Origin of the sequence: Marinomonas flavescens (assembly GCF_004352835.1) — a bacterium.
Lineage (GTDB): Bacteria > Pseudomonadota > Gammaproteobacteria > Pseudomonadales > Marinomonadaceae > Marinomonas > Marinomonas flavescens.
In genome coordinates this window covers 94722-110716 of record NZ_SJSB01000005.1, presented here as the reverse complement: position 1 = coordinate 110716, position 15995 = coordinate 94722, and the positions used below count along the sequence as shown (strand labels likewise).

Annotated in this window: 15 protein-coding genes; 8 read left to right on the top strand and 7 right to left on the bottom strand. The window is 42.6% G+C overall.

All coding sequences use genetic code 11. The features are described 5' to 3' along the window. Positions 1 to 123: 123 nt before the first annotated feature. Positions 124 to 1257, top strand: a complete 1134-nt coding sequence (nrdB, locus tag E0D70_RS07055; RefSeq protein WP_133011566.1) for a class Ia ribonucleoside-diphosphate reductase subunit beta — start codon at positions 124 to 126, stop codon at positions 1255 to 1257. Further along, complete coding sequence (gene yfaE / locus E0D70_RS07050) at positions 1241 to 1537, top strand: class I ribonucleotide reductase maintenance protein YfaE (RefSeq protein ID WP_133011565.1); 297 nt, start codon at positions 1241 to 1243, stop codon at positions 1535 to 1537. The genes nrdB and yfaE overlap by 17 nt, the downstream gene beginning before the upstream one ends. Positions 1538 to 1572: 35 nt before the next feature. Here yfaE and E0D70_RS07045 read toward each other — a convergent pair whose 3' ends face one another. Continuing rightward, complete coding sequence (locus tag E0D70_RS07045) at positions 1573 to 2178, bottom strand: CDP-alcohol phosphatidyltransferase family protein (RefSeq protein WP_133011564.1); 606 nt, start codon at positions 2176 to 2178, stop codon at positions 1573 to 1575. Positions 2179 to 2243: 65 nt separating this feature from the next. Here E0D70_RS07045 and E0D70_RS07040 point away from each other — a divergent pair, with 65 nt between their 5' ends. Further along, positions 2244 to 3029, top strand: coding sequence for an alpha/beta fold hydrolase (locus E0D70_RS07040; protein ID WP_240537017.1), 786 nt, complete (start codon positions 2244 to 2246; stop codon positions 3027 to 3029). A gap of 76 nt (positions 3030 to 3105) precedes the next feature. Here the strand turns inward: E0D70_RS07040 and E0D70_RS07035 are convergent, their stop codons facing one another. Further along, positions 3106 to 3990: a prephenate dehydratase gene (locus E0D70_RS07035; protein ID WP_133011563.1), complete on the bottom strand. Its 885-nt coding sequence runs from the start codon at positions 3988 to 3990 to the stop codon at positions 3106 to 3108. Between E0D70_RS07035 and yidD the strand changes: the two genes are divergently transcribed. Further along, positions 3916 to 4305, top strand: a complete 390-nt coding sequence (yidD, locus tag E0D70_RS17775; protein WP_420813328.1) for a membrane protein insertion efficiency factor YidD — start codon at positions 3916 to 3918, stop codon at positions 4303 to 4305. The genes E0D70_RS07035 and yidD overlap by 75 nt on opposite strands. Here the strand turns inward: yidD and E0D70_RS07025 are convergent. From E0D70_RS07025 to E0D70_RS07010, 4 genes are all read right to left on the bottom strand, one after another. Beyond that, positions 4302 to 4955 (bottom strand): response regulator transcription factor, encoded by a 654-nt coding sequence (locus E0D70_RS07025; protein ID WP_133011561.1) that lies wholly within the window; start codon positions 4953 to 4955, stop codon positions 4302 to 4304. The genes yidD and E0D70_RS07025 overlap by 4 nt on opposite strands. Positions 4956 to 4979: 24 nt before the next feature. Beyond that, complete coding sequence (gene acs, locus E0D70_RS07020) at positions 4980 to 6944, bottom strand: acetate--CoA ligase (protein ID WP_133011560.1); 1965 nt, start codon at positions 6942 to 6944, stop codon at positions 4980 to 4982. A gap of 93 nt (positions 6945 to 7037) precedes the next feature. Next, positions 7038 to 7778 carry a class I SAM-dependent methyltransferase gene (locus E0D70_RS07015; protein WP_133011559.1) on the bottom strand — a complete coding sequence of 247 codons (741 nt, stop codon included), beginning with the start codon at positions 7776 to 7778 and terminating at the stop codon, positions 7038 to 7040. 96 nt (positions 7779 to 7874) lie between these two features. Continuing rightward, positions 7875 to 8492, bottom strand: coding sequence for an HAD family hydrolase (locus E0D70_RS07010; protein ID WP_133011558.1), 618 nt, complete (start codon positions 8490 to 8492; stop codon positions 7875 to 7877). A gap of 253 nt (positions 8493 to 8745) precedes the next feature. On the opposite strand from E0D70_RS07010, the gene E0D70_RS07005 reads away from it, so the two are divergent. The 4 genes from E0D70_RS07005 to E0D70_RS06990 all read left to right on the top strand — a co-directional run bounded on the left by E0D70_RS07005 (position 8746) and on the right by E0D70_RS06990 (position 14877). Beyond that, a complete protein-coding gene (locus tag E0D70_RS07005; RefSeq protein ID WP_133011557.1) occupies positions 8746 to 9777 on the top strand; it encodes a TAXI family TRAP transporter solute-binding subunit in 1032 nt (343 codons plus the stop codon). Positions 9778 to 9857: 80 nt separating this feature from the next. Next, complete coding sequence (locus tag E0D70_RS07000; protein ID WP_133011556.1) at positions 9858 to 11996, top strand: TRAP transporter permease; 2139 nt, start codon at positions 9858 to 9860, stop codon at positions 11994 to 11996. A gap of 240 nt (positions 11997 to 12236) precedes the next feature. Beyond that, positions 12237 to 12929 carry a 2'-5' RNA ligase family protein gene (locus tag E0D70_RS06995; protein WP_133011555.1) on the top strand — a complete coding sequence of 231 codons (693 nt, stop codon included), beginning with the start codon at positions 12237 to 12239 and terminating at the stop codon, positions 12927 to 12929. A gap of 424 nt (positions 12930 to 13353) precedes the next feature. Then, positions 13354 to 14877, top strand: a complete 1524-nt coding sequence (locus E0D70_RS06990; protein ID WP_133011554.1) for an alanine/glycine:cation symporter family protein — start codon at positions 13354 to 13356, stop codon at positions 14875 to 14877. Positions 14878 to 14983: 106 nt separating this feature from the next. On the opposite strand, the gene hemB is transcribed toward E0D70_RS06990, so the two are convergent. After that, positions 14984 to 15964, bottom strand: coding sequence for a porphobilinogen synthase (gene hemB, locus E0D70_RS06985; protein ID WP_133011553.1), 981 nt, complete (start codon positions 15962 to 15964; stop codon positions 14984 to 14986). Positions 15965 to 15995: the final 31 nt, after the last annotated feature.

Genomic DNA, 15995 nt, shown 5'->3' with positions numbered 1-15995 from the left:
TCACACAAACACAAGCCCCATCCTAGGATGGGGCTTAGTTGTGTAAAGCGAAACAGAAATTTAATCACTCTCTAAGGCTTTTCTCTATAGAACGCCTGATGAATTTAAGGAACCCCCTGAGCAATGAGTTACTCGACTTTTAACCGCAAGCAATTCGATAGTATGAAAGAACCTATGTTCTTTGGTGAAAATGTCAATGTTGCTCGCTACGACCAGCAAAAACACCCTATTTTTGAAAAACTAATTGAAAAGCAATTGTCTTTCTTTTGGCGTCCTGAAGAAGTCGATCTGTCTAGCGATCGTAAAGATTTCCAACAGCTAGCCGAGCATGAACAACACATTTTTTTGAGTAACTTAAAATACCAAACCTTGCTAGACAGCGTGCAAGGCCGCTCACCTAATGTTGCGTTATTGCCAATTGTGTCGCTACCAGAATTAGAAACCTGGATTGAAACCTGGTCTTTTAGTGAGACCATTCACAGCCGTTCTTACACTCATATCATTCGAAATATTGTCAATGATCCAACGGTTATTTTTGATGATATTACCGTCAACACAGAAATTACCAAACGAGCAGACAGTGTCTCTGTCTACTACGACCGCTTAATTGAAATGGTCAGTTTGTACAACACACTGGGCATGGGCACACACCATATCCCTGGTAAAGGCAGCGTTGAAATTTCCATGCCGACGCTAAAAAAAGCCCTCTACCTCACCATTGCTTCCGTTAACGTATTGGAAGCCATTCGCTTCTACGTCAGCTTTGCTTGTAGTTTTGCCTTTGCTGAACGCACATTAATGGAAGGTAACGCTAAGATCATTAAATTGATCGCACGCGATGAAGCCCTTCACCTGACGGGGACTCAGCACATGCTGAACCTAATGGCGTCTGGTAAAGATGACCCTGAAATGGCAATGATTGCGGCAGAATGCCAAGATGAGGTACGCAACATCTTCATTGAAGCGGCAGAGCAAGAAAAAGAATGGGCAACTTACTTATTTAAAGATGGCTCCATGATCGGCCTAAACGCTCAAATTCTAAGCCAATATGTTGAGTACATTACCAATGTACGCATGCAAGCAGTGGGGCTGGATACTTGCTTTAGTACTAAGCACAATCCAATTCCTTGGATCAATGCTTGGCTCGTTAGCGACAACGTACAAGTGGCTCCTCAAGAAGCAGAAATTAGCTCCTACTTAGTGGGCCAAACAGACAACAGCCTAGACGATTCAGACTTCGATGACTTCGATCTCTAAACAAGACTCACTATCTAAAGACCTGGTACATCGCGTCTTATTGGGTAAGAAGCAGTTTCTTGTCACTGAAGACGAGCCGCTGCTGCCTCAGCTGGAAAGAGCGGGTATTCACATCGAATACCAATGCCGTGAAGGCTACTGCTCTTCTTGCTCAATTAAGCTGTTATGGGGGCAAGTGGAATACCCATTTGAGCCCCTTGCTTGGGTTCACAGTGGCTACATGCTTGCTTGCTGTGCGATCGTAAAAAGTGACATTGAAATCGCCTTTTTTCACGACTAATCACAGGCACCTTACCCATCCAAGTTTAGATAACGTTAAGACAATGTTCGGTAACCTGCATAAATACGGGTTGCCGTTGTTATCCAGCACGCAGCACCAAATACATACGCTAATACTGAAAAGTAATCAGGCAACAGACAAATCAACACCAAGAACAAAATCGTCTCCGTTCCTTCTGTTAATCCCCCTAAAAAATAAAGTGACTTTCTGCCATAGTCTAAACGCTCGATATTGCGCTTTTCAGCCATGATCGCAAAGGCCAAAAAGCTACTCCCCGTCCCCATAAACGCAAAAATCAAAAAGCTCGCCGCCAATGCATTTTCCGCGGGGTTCATTAATGCAAAGCCAAATATCACTGCCGAATAAAAAATAAAATCCAACGTAATATCCAAATATCCACCCAAATCGGTTGGCCCTTGAACTCGCGCTACCGCACCGTCTAACCCATCCATCGCGCGATTGAATACAATCAACAACAAGGCAACAAAGGTCATTTCACAGTACAAAGCAGGCAAAACTAAAAGGCCAAACAAAAAACCCACCACAGTTATGCCATTAGCGGTGGCACCTAAAGCATCTAAGCTCTGCGCCAAACGCGCTAATGGTTGCTTTAAATTTCGAATAAAGAATGTATCTAGCATGAAAAAAGTGCCTTGTCTGAATGGAAGCGAACAGTCTAAAGACTTGCTACAATGTGTTAAATTTGATGTTGAACAATAAGGTTATTATGGTACACGCAAAAAAATACGGTGAATCTGGCCCAGCTCTTGTCATCATTCATGGCCTTTTTGGCAACGCAGACAACTGGCACTCAATCGCACAATCCCTTGCTGAACACTTTACGGTTTATTGCTTGGACTTGCCTAATCATGGCGCATCTTCACCACTAGAAGACGCCACCTACCCCAAAATGGCGAGCGCTATATTGGCGTGGGCTAATGCCGCCAAATTAACGTCGTTCTATCTTCTCGGACACTCGATGGGCGGAAAAGTTGCAATGCAAATGGCCGCCATGGCCAAACCAAATCAAATTAAAAAACTGATTATCGCAGACATATCCCCTGTGGATTACCAACCAGGCCATACCGAGATATTCAAAGGACTGAAAGCAGTTAACGAAGCAGACATTCAATCTCGCAAACAAGCGGACACCATACTAAGTCAATTTGAACCAAGCCTACCTATTAGACAGTTCTTACTGAAAAATCTTACAAAAAAAGACAACAATTTTAGTTTGGTGATCTCTCTCGACAATATCGCCAATAGCTACGCCACTATTTTAAAGAAACCAGAGATCTCTGCACCTATCGACACACCGACATTGTTTATCAAGGGTGAGAAATCTAACTACATCATTGCAGACTACCAAAATGCGATTATGGCACTCTTCCCTAATGCAGAATTCAAAATGATCCCAGGCACAGGGCATTGGCTACACGCCGAAAAACCAGCGGCATTTACGGGTTTAGTAAAACGTTTTTTAAGCAAATAACACAGACAAAAACGCCCTGACCTTAAGTGCCCCAATAGCTAGGCACTTAAGGTCAGGGCGTTTTTATTCAAGAGCATTAAATTATAGACGCGGCTCGTTTCACTCGATACTCATCAGCATAATAGGTGCCCAGCATACGAATCTCTTCTGAAAAAAAACGCAATTCTTCCAGTGCAATCTGCATTGCAGGGTCTTGGAAGTGCGCTTCTACATCGACGTAAAACTGTGTCGCTGTAAAATGACCATTCACCATGTAACTTTCTAGCTTCAACATATTAATACTATTGGTAGCAAAGCCGCCCATGGCTTTATAAAGTGCCGCCGGGATATTTCGCACACGAAACATAAAAGAGGTGATGTAGGTTTGTTGAGGTTCGAAAGCAGGCATTTTCTGCTGTTTAGCAAACACTAAAAATCGCGTTGTATTACCTTGAGTATCGTTAAAGTAGGTTTTTAGTATGTTTAGCCCATACAGCTCAGCGGCCAGCTCTGAGGAGATAACAGCTAGCCCCGCCTCAGCTTGCTCAGCAAGATGCTTCGCGGCACCTGCCGTATCATACATGGCGACACTTTTCGCCCCCAGTGCTTTGATATTACTGTCACATTGAGCCAATGCTTGTGGATGACTACCAATCTGGCTCACTTGCTCTAGGGTCATCCCATGACGCGCCATTAAACAATGATTAACCGGTTCAAAATGTTCTTTAACAACATACAGTTGAGTACGTCTCAATTCACGATAAATTTCTTCGACACGACCTGCGGTGGAGTTTTCAACAGGAATCATCGCGTAATGCGCATCTCCTTGCTCGACCATCTGCAAGGCATCTGCAAAGGTAGCACAGTTGACGCTTTTCCAGTGGGGGAAGGTTTGTTTACAAGCTAGATGCGAATAAGCCCCTGGCTCGCCTTGATAGGCCACCACCTGAGTCGCATCAAAATGAATAATCTGTTCAGACATGGTATATTCGTTTTCGTAGGAAAGAGAGCTATTACTAGACCTCGATTTAAAAGACAAAGCAACTTTATGATAAAAACTCTATTTATTAAACTAGTAAGAGGCTATCAACTTTTGATTAGTCCTTTTCTAGGTAACAACTGCCGATTTTACCCTAGCTGCTCTCGCTATATGATTGAGGCAATAGAACGTTTCGGTATTGTGAAAGGCGTTTATTTAGGCCTAAGAAGGCTTGGCAAATGCCACCCTTGGCATGAAGGTGGCATCGATCCTGTGCCGCCCTGCTCCCACTCTCACAAAGATAACAGCAATCCCTAAGATTGGATGCTACCAATCTGTAGTTTCAGCTCACTGGCGACCAGAACGGCTTGTGTACGGTTGTTGATCTCTAGTTTTCGAAAGATAGCGGTAATATGTGCCTTTACCGTTGCCTCAGAAATCGACAACGCATACGCAATTTGTTTGTTAAGCAAACCTTCGTGAAGATAACAAAGAACTTTATATTGTTGCGGAGTAAGTTCTGCCACCTTGTGTTGCATACTTAAATCAGGCTTTGGTTGGCTAAGCAATTCAGATTGTAAATACTCAGGCAGCCAGATATCTCCCGCTAAAATCGCATTGATTGCATTGCTATAAATAACAGGTTCACTGGTTTTAGGAATAAAACCAAGCGCACCAGCCTCTATCACTTTAGCCACCATAGACACTTCATCGCTACCAGAAATAACAGCAACGGGAATATCGGGGAAGTCAGAGCGGATCCGAATGAGACCAAACAAATCTCCGCTACCGGGCATATTTAAATCCAAAAGAAGCAGATCCACATCCTCCATTTGCCGCAAACAGCGCAAAGTTGAATCCAAATCATAGGCTTCTTCGATGGTAATACCTTTCATCTCAGCACGAAGCGCGCCACTTAGCGCGCTCCGAAACAAAGGATGATCATCTGCAATAATAAGTGAAATCACTAATGACTCTTTTTTTAAGTGTTATTAAGACTTCACATTTAAACGGTTATCGATCAATTCATCAACCACACTTGGATCCGCCAAAGTACTTGTGTCGCCTAATTGGTCCTGTTCATTGGCCGCAATCTTACGAAGAATACGACGCATGATCTTACCTGAACGCGTTTTTGGCAGGCCTTTGGTCGCCCATTGAATAAGATCAGGCGTTGCAATCGGGCCAATTTCTTTACGAACAAACTGTTTCAGTTCTTTCATTAAATCATCGCTTGGCTCAACACCATCAATCAGCGCAACGTAAACATAAATACCTTGGCCTTTAATGTCATGCGGGTAACCAACGATCGCGGCTTCTGCAACAGAAGGGTGTGCTACCAATGCACTTTCGATTTCTGCTGTCCCTAAGCGATGCCCTGAAACATTTAATACATCATCCATACGACCAGTAATCCAATAATGACCATCAGCATCTCTAGACGCGCCATCACCAGTGAAGTACATACCATCAAAGGTACTAAAATAAGTCTGTTCAAAACGCTCGTGATCACCATAGACAGTTCGAGCTTGGCCAGGCCAAGAATCTGTAATAACCAGACCGCCATCCACCTTGACACCCTGCGCATCTAACAAAACACCTTGAGCATCAACTAATGCAGGTTGAACACCGTATAAAGGACCCGTACAAGAACCGGGCTTACTATCGCCTTGTACGATTCGTGGTGTCATCATCATGCCGCCGGTTTCTGTTTGCCACCAAGTATCAACGATAGGACAAGAAGCATTACCCATTTCTGAATAGTACCAAGACCAAGCTTCTGGATTAATTGGTTCACCCACACTACCAAGAATGCGCAGTGAATCACGTTTACTAGAACGCGTTGCTTCATCGCCTTTCGACATAAGCGCTCGAATTGCCGTTGGCGCAGTATATAAAATAGTGACATTAAATTTATCAACAATACGACCAATACGACCAGAGTCTGGGTACGTTGGTACACCTTCGAACAACACACTCGTTGCTGCATTAGCTAGAGGGCCATAAACAATATAACTGTGCCCTGTGATCCAGCCAACATCCGCCGCACACCAAAAAACATCATCGGGCTTAAGATCAAATACAACTTCATGTGTCATAGCCGCATACATCAAATAGCCACCAGTAGTGTGCACAACACCTTTTGGCTTACCAGTTGAACCTGATGTATACAGAATAAATAAAGGATCCTCAGCGTTCATCGTCTCTACTGGGCATTCAGTACTTTCTTTTTCAGCCTCAACCATCCAATCTAAATCTCTCCCCTCAAACCAAGGGACATCTTTTTTAGTGTGACGATAGGTCAAAACTTTCTCAACAGTAGGGCAAGCATTGTTTTCTAATGCCATATCTACATTGTGTTTTAAAGGTATAGTGTTGCCAGCTCGACGACCTTCATCTGCGGTAATGACAAGTTTCACTTCACAGTCATTCAAACGATCGGCAATGGCATGGGCAGAAAAGCCCCCGAAAATAACGGAATGGATAGCACCAATTCGAGCACAAGCTAACATGCTGTAGACAGCTTGCGGTATCATTGGCATGTAGATGGCAACTCGGTCACCTTTCTTCACACCTTGTTTCTTTAGTACATTGGCTATACGGCCAACTTCATCGTGCAAAGTTTGATAGGTAATAGCGTTCTTTTCTGAATTCTCTTCATCACTTTCTAAGTAATACGCGACTTTGTTGGCATGCTGAGCTAAATGGCGATCAATACAATTGTAGGCGACATTAAGCTCACCATCCTCAAACCATTTTATGCTGACATTTCCACGCTCAAAAGAAGTATTTTTAACCTTGGTATAGGGCGTAATCCAATCTAAACGCTTCCCTTCTCTCCCCCAAAATGCTTCTGGGTTTTGGATCGATTCTTGATAGCGTTTTTCAAACTCTGCTTGACTAATATTAGCGCTTTTTGCCGCCTCATTTGAGGTTGCACTGTATAATGTTTTCATAACCCGCTCCATTGTTAAAGTTGTTTTTAGGATGCTGAAACTACTATAGCTTTCTATACATGATGATCTATTCCACTTTAGTCTAAGCCTGACTTATTTCATGCGACCAGCTCTAACAAAAAATGGAAGGTGTATTTGTTTTTTATGTAAAGGGTCACTCCACACGGAGCGCAGTACCGTATTTGCTTGTACTAAAAAATCATCGCCTTCGTCTTGAATGCGCAACTGCGCAGCCGTCCAAGAGCGAATAAAATCCATGGTTTGAGAAACAGACCAATTACAATATAAATCAAATTTAGGAACATCGATCGGCTCAAATGGGAATTGAATATCTCTATACTGATTCCAAAGCAAACGACTCTGTACAGGCCAATAAGAAGACAAATGAGACAGTACATGCTCAGAAATAACGAGGTCTTCTTGCTCGCCTACCGTAAGCCAGTTGTACCCCCAACACACCAAAAGACCACCCGGTTTAAGTACGCGCTTTACTTCTTGCCAAAATAAATCCAAATCAAACCAATGCAACGCATGACCTATGCAAACCGCATCAAAATAATGGTCTGGATAATTGGTTTTTTCAGAAGGAAAGACTTGATAATGTACTTTGCGATGCGGTGTCGCCTCAGCAATTTGAGATTCACTGATATCTGACGCTTCTACCTTATCAAAATAAGCGGCCAAATCGATAGATGCTTGGCCAGTGCCACAAGCAGCATCCCATACGACACCTGAACTTTTTACCTGATGTGAAAGCCAATAATACAGCTCTGCAGGATAGGTCGGTCGTGCCCTTGAATAAATGCCTGAGGATCGTCCATCAAAAGAACGCATAAGAAATACCCTATTCAAATTATTTTGCTATCTCGATGACAATGACTTCCTATCAAGGGAGCACAATACACTATTATTTTTACCCGAAAATAAAACCTATTCCTGTAATACATTATAGGAATTTAATACATTTTTTGCCTCTTCAACACCCTTCACACGGTGAGCTTGAATGCCTAAAGTTTGAGCCATATCAATGTTTACTTGATTATCATCAATAAACAGTATTTTCTCTGGCGCAACCTGCAATGCGTCAAGAACATAATCATAAATAGAACGATCAGGCTTTACTGACCCTATCAAATGAGAAGCAAAATAACTGTGGAAATTTCCAGCAAGCCCCATTTCATTCATGAGACGAGACCAATGGGCGGCATTGGTATTCGATAAAATTGCTCGATGGTAGTTCGGCTTAACCGATTGAACCAGCTCAAGAGCACCTGTAAATAAGCCTTTTGGCCACGCTTTGAAAGCCTTTTTAAAGGTCTCTTTATCAACATTACTGCCTACTTCTTGCGGCAAACGCATCGCAAATTGGTCAAATGTGATCTTACCTGAGTCAAAGGCAGCAACAGAAGGCGAACGAAGCCACTTCAGCCAAACGTCAGATTCTTCACCTTCTGTGTTTAGCATCTCATGCATTTTTTCTACATCGCCAAGATCAACCAACACATTGCCTAAATCAAACATCACAACACTGATCTCTGTGTTTTCCATGGACAATCACCTCTCACTTCGCTATACATTTAAAGAATGTGTAAAAATAAATCAAAAACTATCGACAATTTTGGTTTATAAATGAATTATTCTTACGACCTACTGTCTAGAAAGACAATATTGCTATTTGAATTATGAGCCGCTGAGCTAATGATTGTTAGCCATTATTAATAACCAAATACACAAACGGAACAATACCCTGTTCGACTTAATAACAATAAACAATGATGTTCTCACCAAGGAGAAAAATATAATGAAACTGGGATTTTTCACTAAAACAATTCTTACAACAGCGACTGCCGCTACTATTGCGTTAACAGCAACCAGCAGTATCGCTGCCGATAATAGAAACTACATCCTTGCTACGGCGTCCACCGGCGGTACTTACTACCCAGTGGGCGTTGCTATCGCCACCTTAAGTAAAGTGAAGCTCGAACCTAAGTTTGGTATGTCACTTTCAGCAATCAGCTCTGCAGGGTCTGGCGAAAACATCAAACTGCTTAAAGAAAATCAAGCTCAATTTGCCATATTACAAGGCTTATACGGTGCTTGGGCATGGAATGGCGAAGGTCCATTAACACAATCAGGTAAACAAACTGAACTGCGTTCAGTATCTATGTTGTGGCAAAATGTTGAGCACTTCTCTCTTCGAAGCAATCTTGTTAAGACAGGTACTATTTCCGACCTTAAAAACATCGAAGGTACCGACCACAAGTTTTCCATTGGACCAAAGAATTCTGGAACCGAAGGTTCTGGTCGTCAGATTTTCAAAGGCTTAGGAATTCAACCTGATAATTTCAGCCTTGCTTACTTGGGTTACGGCTCCAGTGCCGATGCGATGCAAAACGGTAATATCGATGGCATGAACACACCAGCAGGTGTGCCAGTCAGTGCCGTCACTCGTTTATATGCTTCGCTAGGCGGTGACAATGTAGCTGTGCTTGATTTCACTGACAAGCAGATGAAAGAAGCAAATGGAAGCTACAACCTTTGGACTCGCTATGTAATCCCTGCGAACACTTATCCTGGCCAAACTAAACCAATTAACACCATTGCTCAGCCTAATTTCTTAGCAACCCGTGCTGATGTATCTGATGAAGATGTTTATCAGCTAACAAAAGCATTGTATGAAAACTTAGGCTACTTGAGCGCGATTCACAAAGCGACTGCCGTAATGAAACTTGAAAAAGCCATTGCTGGCTTGCCAGTGCCGCTTCACCCAGGTGCTGCTCGCTATTACCGTGAGCAAGGAATCAAAATTCCTGCTGATCTAATCGCAGACTAATCAAAACGTTTGTAAGTACCACCTCATAAGAGGCGGTACTGTTTTTTACATTATCCTGTTTGTACAAAGGTAACTGCCCTATGACTGCTTCAACTGAGTCGATCAAATCGCCTGAAAAAGAAATCAGTTTGGAAGATTTTGAAACCAAACACAGAGAAGGAAGATGGATCACTCGAGTGGTCTTTGCCTTGTCGATTTTCCTTGCTGTTGCACATATTTACATCAACACCATAGGCACTCTGCCAGAACTCAGAATATCTGCGTTCCACTTTGCAGGTTTCGGCGCACTTTGCGCGCTATTAATACCCGCAAATCCAAAATGGCGTGATAGCAAAATAGCCCTATTTTTTGACATTCTGATCGTGCTTGCACTCATTGGAATGGTACTTTATATCGTCTTTTTTGAAGACGCCTTATACGCTCGAGGTGTCACCTTTGATACCGGTGACTGGATTGTTTCCAGTATTGCCGTGCTGTTATCCTTAGAGTTAATCCGTCGCACAAGTGGCTGGTTTATTCCTTTTCTGATTCTTGTTGCGCTTACCTATGTTGTTTTGTGGGGAAAATGGATTAGCGGCCCTTTCTCGTTCCCAGGGTTAAGCGTTGAAACACTTCTCTACCGAAGCTTTTTCAGTACCGATGGCATGTTTGGATCCATTTCTCGAATTTCATGGAGCTTTGTCTTCATGTTTATTTTGTTTGGGGCATTTTTAGTCAAATCTGGTGCTGGCGATTTTATTATTTCTTTAGCCCGCTCTCTTGCCAGTAAAATGATTGGTGGTCCGGGTTTTGTGGCCGTCTTAGGCTCTGGCTTGATGGGATCAGTCTCTGGCTCTTCCGTTGCCAATACGGTTTCAACTGGGGTTATTACTATTCCTCTAATGCGTAAAGCAGGATTCCCAGCTCGATTTGCCGCAGGCATTGAAGCAGCAGCGTCTACAGGCGGCCAATTAATGCCTCCTATTATGGGTGCTGGCGCATTCATCATGGCGTCATACACTCAAGTGTCTTATGTAACCATCATTGGTGTTGCCACTATTCCTGCTATTTTATACTTTTTATCTGTAGGCTTTTTTGTTCGGGTAGAAGCAAAGCGCACGAGAGTAACGGCAGTCGATGAAGACGATGGCATTCCTATGTCACAAGTATTAAAAGAAGGTTGGCATAATATTCTGCCGTTGGCGGTGCTTGTGACACTTTTAGTAAAAGGCTTCACACCGACTTACGCTGCAGGCTTGGGTATTATTGCAGTAATTGTGTCTTCTTGGTTATCTAAAAACCATAAGATGGGACCAATAGCGATTCTAGACGCGATGGCACAGGGTGCCAAAAATATGTCTACGACCGCCGTTCTACTGATCGGAATTGGCTTAGTTGTTAACGTCATCAGCACCACTGGCGTTGGTAATACCTTCTCTATTATGATTTCAGATTGGGCTGGCGGCAGTTTATTCTTAACGATTGTTCTGGTTGCTATCGCATCATTAGTCTTAGGTATGGGGCTCCCTGTAACGGCGTCTTACATTGTATTAGGTACACTTTCTGCACCCGCCATTTTTAATCTAATGGCTGAAAGTCAATTATTAGAAATGATGAGTAACGGTAGTCTACCGCAAGCAGCAACCGCAGTATTTATGCTAGTTGATCCTGGATCCATTGCAAAACTTGCCCAAGGCATGCCGATGGATCAAGCCACTGCGTTATTGGCGCAAGTCCCTGCAGACTTCAAAAGTATGTTGATGGACCAAGCGCTTGGTGCAAACAGTGTTGCTATGATTTTAGTAACAGCGCATATGATCATCTTCTGGCTTTCACAAGACAGTAACGTCACACCGCCGGTTTGTTTAACGGCCTTTGCTGCGGCTGCAATTGCGAAAACACCACCGATGCGAACAGGCCTAACCGCGTGGAAACTGGCAAAAGGGCTCTACATAGTCCCATTATTAATGGCTTACACGCCATTGATTGGTGGTGATACAGAAACACTGATTCGCCTTACTATCTTTGCTGTCTTTGGCATGTACGCTTTGGTTGCCGCGATGGAAGGTTATTTGGAAGATAAATTGTCCATTCCATCAAGAATATTAGTACTCGCGTCCTCTATATTCATGCTTTGGCCACACTTTGATATCTGGTTACAACTGATTGGTTTAGCTATTTTCTTAGTCCTATTCATCACGGGCAACAGAAAATATTCGAGAGAAAGCGCTCTAACCTAACAATATAAAACAGCACAACAGAAACCGATATTGGCTGAAGCCAATATCGGTTTTTTTTTATTTTTAAGCATCTAACTAAAACTCATATTGGACCGTAAAATGATGAGAAAATTGACTTTATCATCTATTTAAATTATTCATATCGTCATATGAATAATTTAAAGTACGGTTTACTGGTTATGATAATAAACCTTACGCTGCCTAAGGCAGGCTTTCCCATTCAGTAAAAGGACGCAAGATATGATCAAGGCAAGCAATACAACAAGACTGAAATACACCTGTATTTTCCTCATGAGTTTAATAGGCTTTTCCACTGGTGCCTCAGCAAAAAGCCTTAGTATGGATGTTTTCGCGATTCCTTCTCAACCCATCAGCGACTTGGTAAAACACACAAGTGATTCTCTTAAAAAAGAAGGCATCAACACCTTTTATGAGAAAGGTTTTCCAGTTCACGCGACTCTGTATCTAACAGATTTTCCTGAAGGGTCAGAAGCAGCAATCAAGCAAGCAGTAGAGAAAATAGCCCAGAACTTTAAAGCCTTCCCGATTGACGCAAAAGGTCTCACGGTTACACAAAGTAACTGGGCTTTCATCAACTTAGAGCCATCTAATTCCTTACAAAGACTCGCAGACGAAGTCACTTTAGCCATTGAACCACTCCGTGATCACAATGCAGTGTTACCAGGGTGGGTAAAAAGCTATCCGAATAAACTAGCCGCCTTCCAGCGCTACGGAAGCCCAAATGTTTTCCAAAACTTTCAACCTCATTTGACGTTATTGGCAAACGAAAAAAGCTCAAAGCTTGCTAGCTTCAACGTAAAAATGAAAGCAAATCCACCTCAAGCGAAAGGGAAAATCATTGGCATTGGTATTGGCATTGCTGATGAATGGGGACAACAAAAAGAAGTTATCGCCCGCTATCTATTTAAATGACAGCCACTGATTTAAGTGTTGGCAAAGTATAGAAACGAACTAGATACCGATTTGTTAATCGGTATCTAGTAAAGTCTGGGGGACTCAGACCTGTTAATTAACTATTCTAAATAATTAAACTTGAAATATGATTTCACACGCTAGACTGAACACACATCCTTCTGCTTTGAAAAACGCTTAAAAAACATCCATATCATATTGATTTATCAAAACAAACGCTCTTTTTACCAAGAACGGCTGATTTTCTTTTTCATTTTCTTTTTTCGTGCTAGATTCCTGTCGCCCTCGTTTTTAGTAAACCAATTAACTGTCATTAGTTTCTTTCTGTTGGTTTATCAATAACAAGGATTAAGATTATTAGCACCTAATAATCCAAAAAAAAATATAACAATGCTTACAAAGCAATCACTTTGGAGACTTACATATGCAAGCATTCATTGACTTTCTAAACGGAGTCATTTGGAGCCCAGTATTAATCTATTTGTGTCTAGGCGCAGGATTATTCTATTCCGTACTCACTCGTTTTGCTCAGGTTAGACATTTCAAAGAAATGTGCAATTTATTGCTCAGCTCTAACGAATCAGACAAAGGCATTTCGTCTTTTCAGGCCCTAGCGGTTTCTTTATCTGGTCGTGTTGGTGTTGGTAATATCGCAGGTGTTGCTGCTGCCATTGGTTTTGGTGGCCCTGGCGCCGTATTCTGGATGTGGGTGGTGGCTTTCTTAGGCGCCAGTACCGCTTATGCAGAATCCACACTTGGACAGCTATATAAAGTAAGTGAAGATGGTCAATACCGTGGTGGACCCGCTTACTACTTTGACCGCTGTCTTGGATGGCGTTGGTTAGGCGTTTTATTCGCACTCGCTTCTATTATCGCTTGTGGCGTTTTTCTACCAGGCATTCAAGCCAATGCTGTTGGTAATGCCGTAGTAGAAATATTTGGACCGGGTTCTATTGTATCCAGTTCATTCGGTGATGTTAGCTCAACTAAATTGGTGGCTTTGGCTGTCATCTTGTTGGTCTTAGCCTTCATTATCTTTGGTGGCATCAAGCGAATTGCGAACTTTACTCAAATCATCGTTCCTTTCATGGCACTGGGTTACATTGTCATGGCGTTGATCGTTGTTTTTCTAAATATTCACCAAGTACCTGACATTTTCAAATTGATTTTCTCTGATGCCTTTACTGCTCAAGCAGGCTTTGGCGCAGCGATTGGTTGGGGTGTAAAACGTGGTATTTATTCTAACGAAGCAGGTCAAGGTACTGGTCCTCATGCGGCCGCTGCTGCAGAAGTAGAACATCCAGCACAGCAAGGACTTGTTCAAGCATTTTCTGTTTATGTTGATACATTATTCATTTGTACTGCGACAGCTCTGATGATTTTGATCACGCAACAGTACAATGTGCAAGGTAGCCTACCTGATGGCCAGTTCATCGTTCAACACGTTGATCCAGCAACTATCATCGCCTCTCCTGCGTTCACTCAAATGGCGCTGGCTCATGTTTTTGGTGGTGTAGGACCTATATTTGTTGGTATCGCACTGTTCTTTTTCGCCTTCACTACGATCTTGGCGTATTACTACATTGCAGAAACCAACGTGGCGTACTTACGTCGTACTTTGAAGTTCAATATTCCACTAACATTGGTTAAATTATTGATTATGTTCATGGTTGCGTACGGTACGGTCAACACCGCAGGTTACATTTGGAACCTAGGCGATGTGGGCGTTGGTTTAATGGCATGGATAAACATTGTTGGCATCCTAGTGATCTTCTTCCTATCGAAGCCAACGATAAAAACCCTTCGCGACTATGAACGTCAAAAAGCCGAAGGCGTCAAAAAATACACGTTTAACCCAAAAGCCCTTGGTATTAAAGGCGCCGACTTCTGGGAAGAGCGTTATGAAAAACAACAAGCAGAAGAAGCAGCAGAAGCAAAAAACAAATAACGTTTGTTGCTAATACTGTTTATTGATCTTCTATCTTGGTAATAAAAAAGGGGGCCATCATTATTGATAGCCCCCTTTTTTTACCTCTTATTATTTATAAGGTAATTTATTTAGCTAGCCACTCAGCCACTTGTTTCGCGTAGTAAGTCACAATCAAAGAAGCCCCTGCTCGTTTAAATCCTACTAACGTTTCGAACACGACTTGTTGCTCATCGAGCGCGCCAGCCAATGCTGCAAACTTAATTCCAGCGTATTCACCACCTACTTGGTAAGACGCCAGTGGAAGATGAGTCTCTTTGCGTAAATTGGCCAATACATCCAAATATGGGGTGCCAGGCTTAACCATCAAAATATCAGCGCCTTCTTGCTCATCTAGCAAGGCTTCTTGCATCGCCTGACGACCATTAGCACAATCCAGCTGATAGGATTTTCTGTCTCCATCTAACTCACTTTCAACCGCTTCACGAAACGGTCCATAGAAAGAAGAAGCAAACTTCGCAGAATGCGCCAGAATACCGACCTGTTTAAAACCCGCCTTATCAAGCCCCTGACGAATAGCTAATACTTGTCCATCCATCATCGCTGATGGCGCCAACATATCAGCCCCAGCCTTGGCTGCCGTAATACATTGCTTCACTAGATTGTTAACACTTTCATCGTTTTCAACATCGCCGTTATGAACCACACCACAATGACCATGATCGGTATATTCACAGAAACAAATATCAGGAATCACTACCATCTCAGGGCATGCTTCTTTAATGGTCATAATCATTCGTGCTAATAAACCATCATCTTTCCAAGTGTCGCTACCAAGGGCATCTTTGTGATGACTAATGCCAAACGGCATCACATAACGAATTCCCAAGGCAAACAAATCTCTTGTCTCTTGTGCTAGATCGTTTTCTGGCAAACGAAAGATGCCCGGCAACTTGGTTAGAGGGATCGCCTTATCAATACCTTCTTCAATAAAAAGTGGGTAAATTAAATCGTTCAGAGAAAAATCATTTTCTCGAACTAAATCACGCATGGCTGGCGTGCCACGAAGACGACGTAAACGTTTTAGAGGACCAACAGAAGCTGACATGTGTATTCCTTACGAGTAACCGCGTTAATAC

Excerpts from the sequence above, each read along its gene's own strand:
- E0D70_RS06990 (WP_133011554.1), top strand. The coding sequence starts at position 13,354 with ATGCAAGCATTCATTGACTTTCTAAACGGAGTCATTTGGAGCCCAGTA.
- E0D70_RS06995 (WP_133011555.1), top strand. The coding sequence starts at position 12,237 with ATGATCAAGGCAAGCAATACAACAAGACTGAAATACACCTGTATTTTC.
- E0D70_RS07035 (WP_133011563.1), bottom strand. The coding sequence starts at position 3,990 with ATGTCTGAACAGATTATTCATTTTGATGCGACTCAGGTGGTGGCCTAT.
- E0D70_RS07005 (WP_133011557.1), top strand. The coding sequence starts at position 8,746 with ATGAAACTGGGATTTTTCACTAAAACAATTCTTACAACAGCGACTGCC.
- nrdB (WP_133011566.1), top strand. The coding sequence starts at position 124 with ATGAGTTACTCGACTTTTAACCGCAAGCAATTCGATAGTATGAAAGAA.
- acs (WP_133011560.1), bottom strand. The coding sequence starts at position 6,944 with ATGAAAACATTATACAGTGCAACCTCAAATGAGGCGGCAAAAAGCGCT.
- E0D70_RS07000 (WP_133011556.1), top strand. The coding sequence starts at position 9,858 with ATGACTGCTTCAACTGAGTCGATCAAATCGCCTGAAAAAGAAATCAGT.
- E0D70_RS07045 (WP_133011564.1), bottom strand. The coding sequence starts at position 2,178 with ATGCTAGATACATTCTTTATTCGAAATTTAAAGCAACCATTAGCGCGT.
- hemB (WP_133011553.1), bottom strand. The coding sequence starts at position 15,964 with ATGTCAGCTTCTGTTGGTCCTCTAAAACGTTTACGTCGTCTTCGTGGC.
- E0D70_RS07015 (WP_133011559.1), bottom strand. The coding sequence starts at position 7,778 with ATGCGTTCTTTTGATGGACGATCCTCAGGCATTTATTCAAGGGCACGA.
- yfaE (WP_133011565.1), top strand. The coding sequence starts at position 1,241 with ATGACTTCGATCTCTAAACAAGACTCACTATCTAAAGACCTGGTACAT.
- E0D70_RS07010 (WP_133011558.1), bottom strand. The coding sequence starts at position 8,492 with ATGGAAAACACAGAGATCAGTGTTGTGATGTTTGATTTAGGCAATGTG.
- E0D70_RS07040 (WP_240537017.1), top strand. The coding sequence starts at position 2,244 with ATGTTGAACAATAAGGTTATTATGGTACACGCAAAAAAATACGGTGAA.
- yidD (WP_420813328.1), top strand. The coding sequence starts at position 3,916 with ATGCGAATAAGCCCCTGGCTCGCCTTGATAGGCCACCACCTGAGTCGC.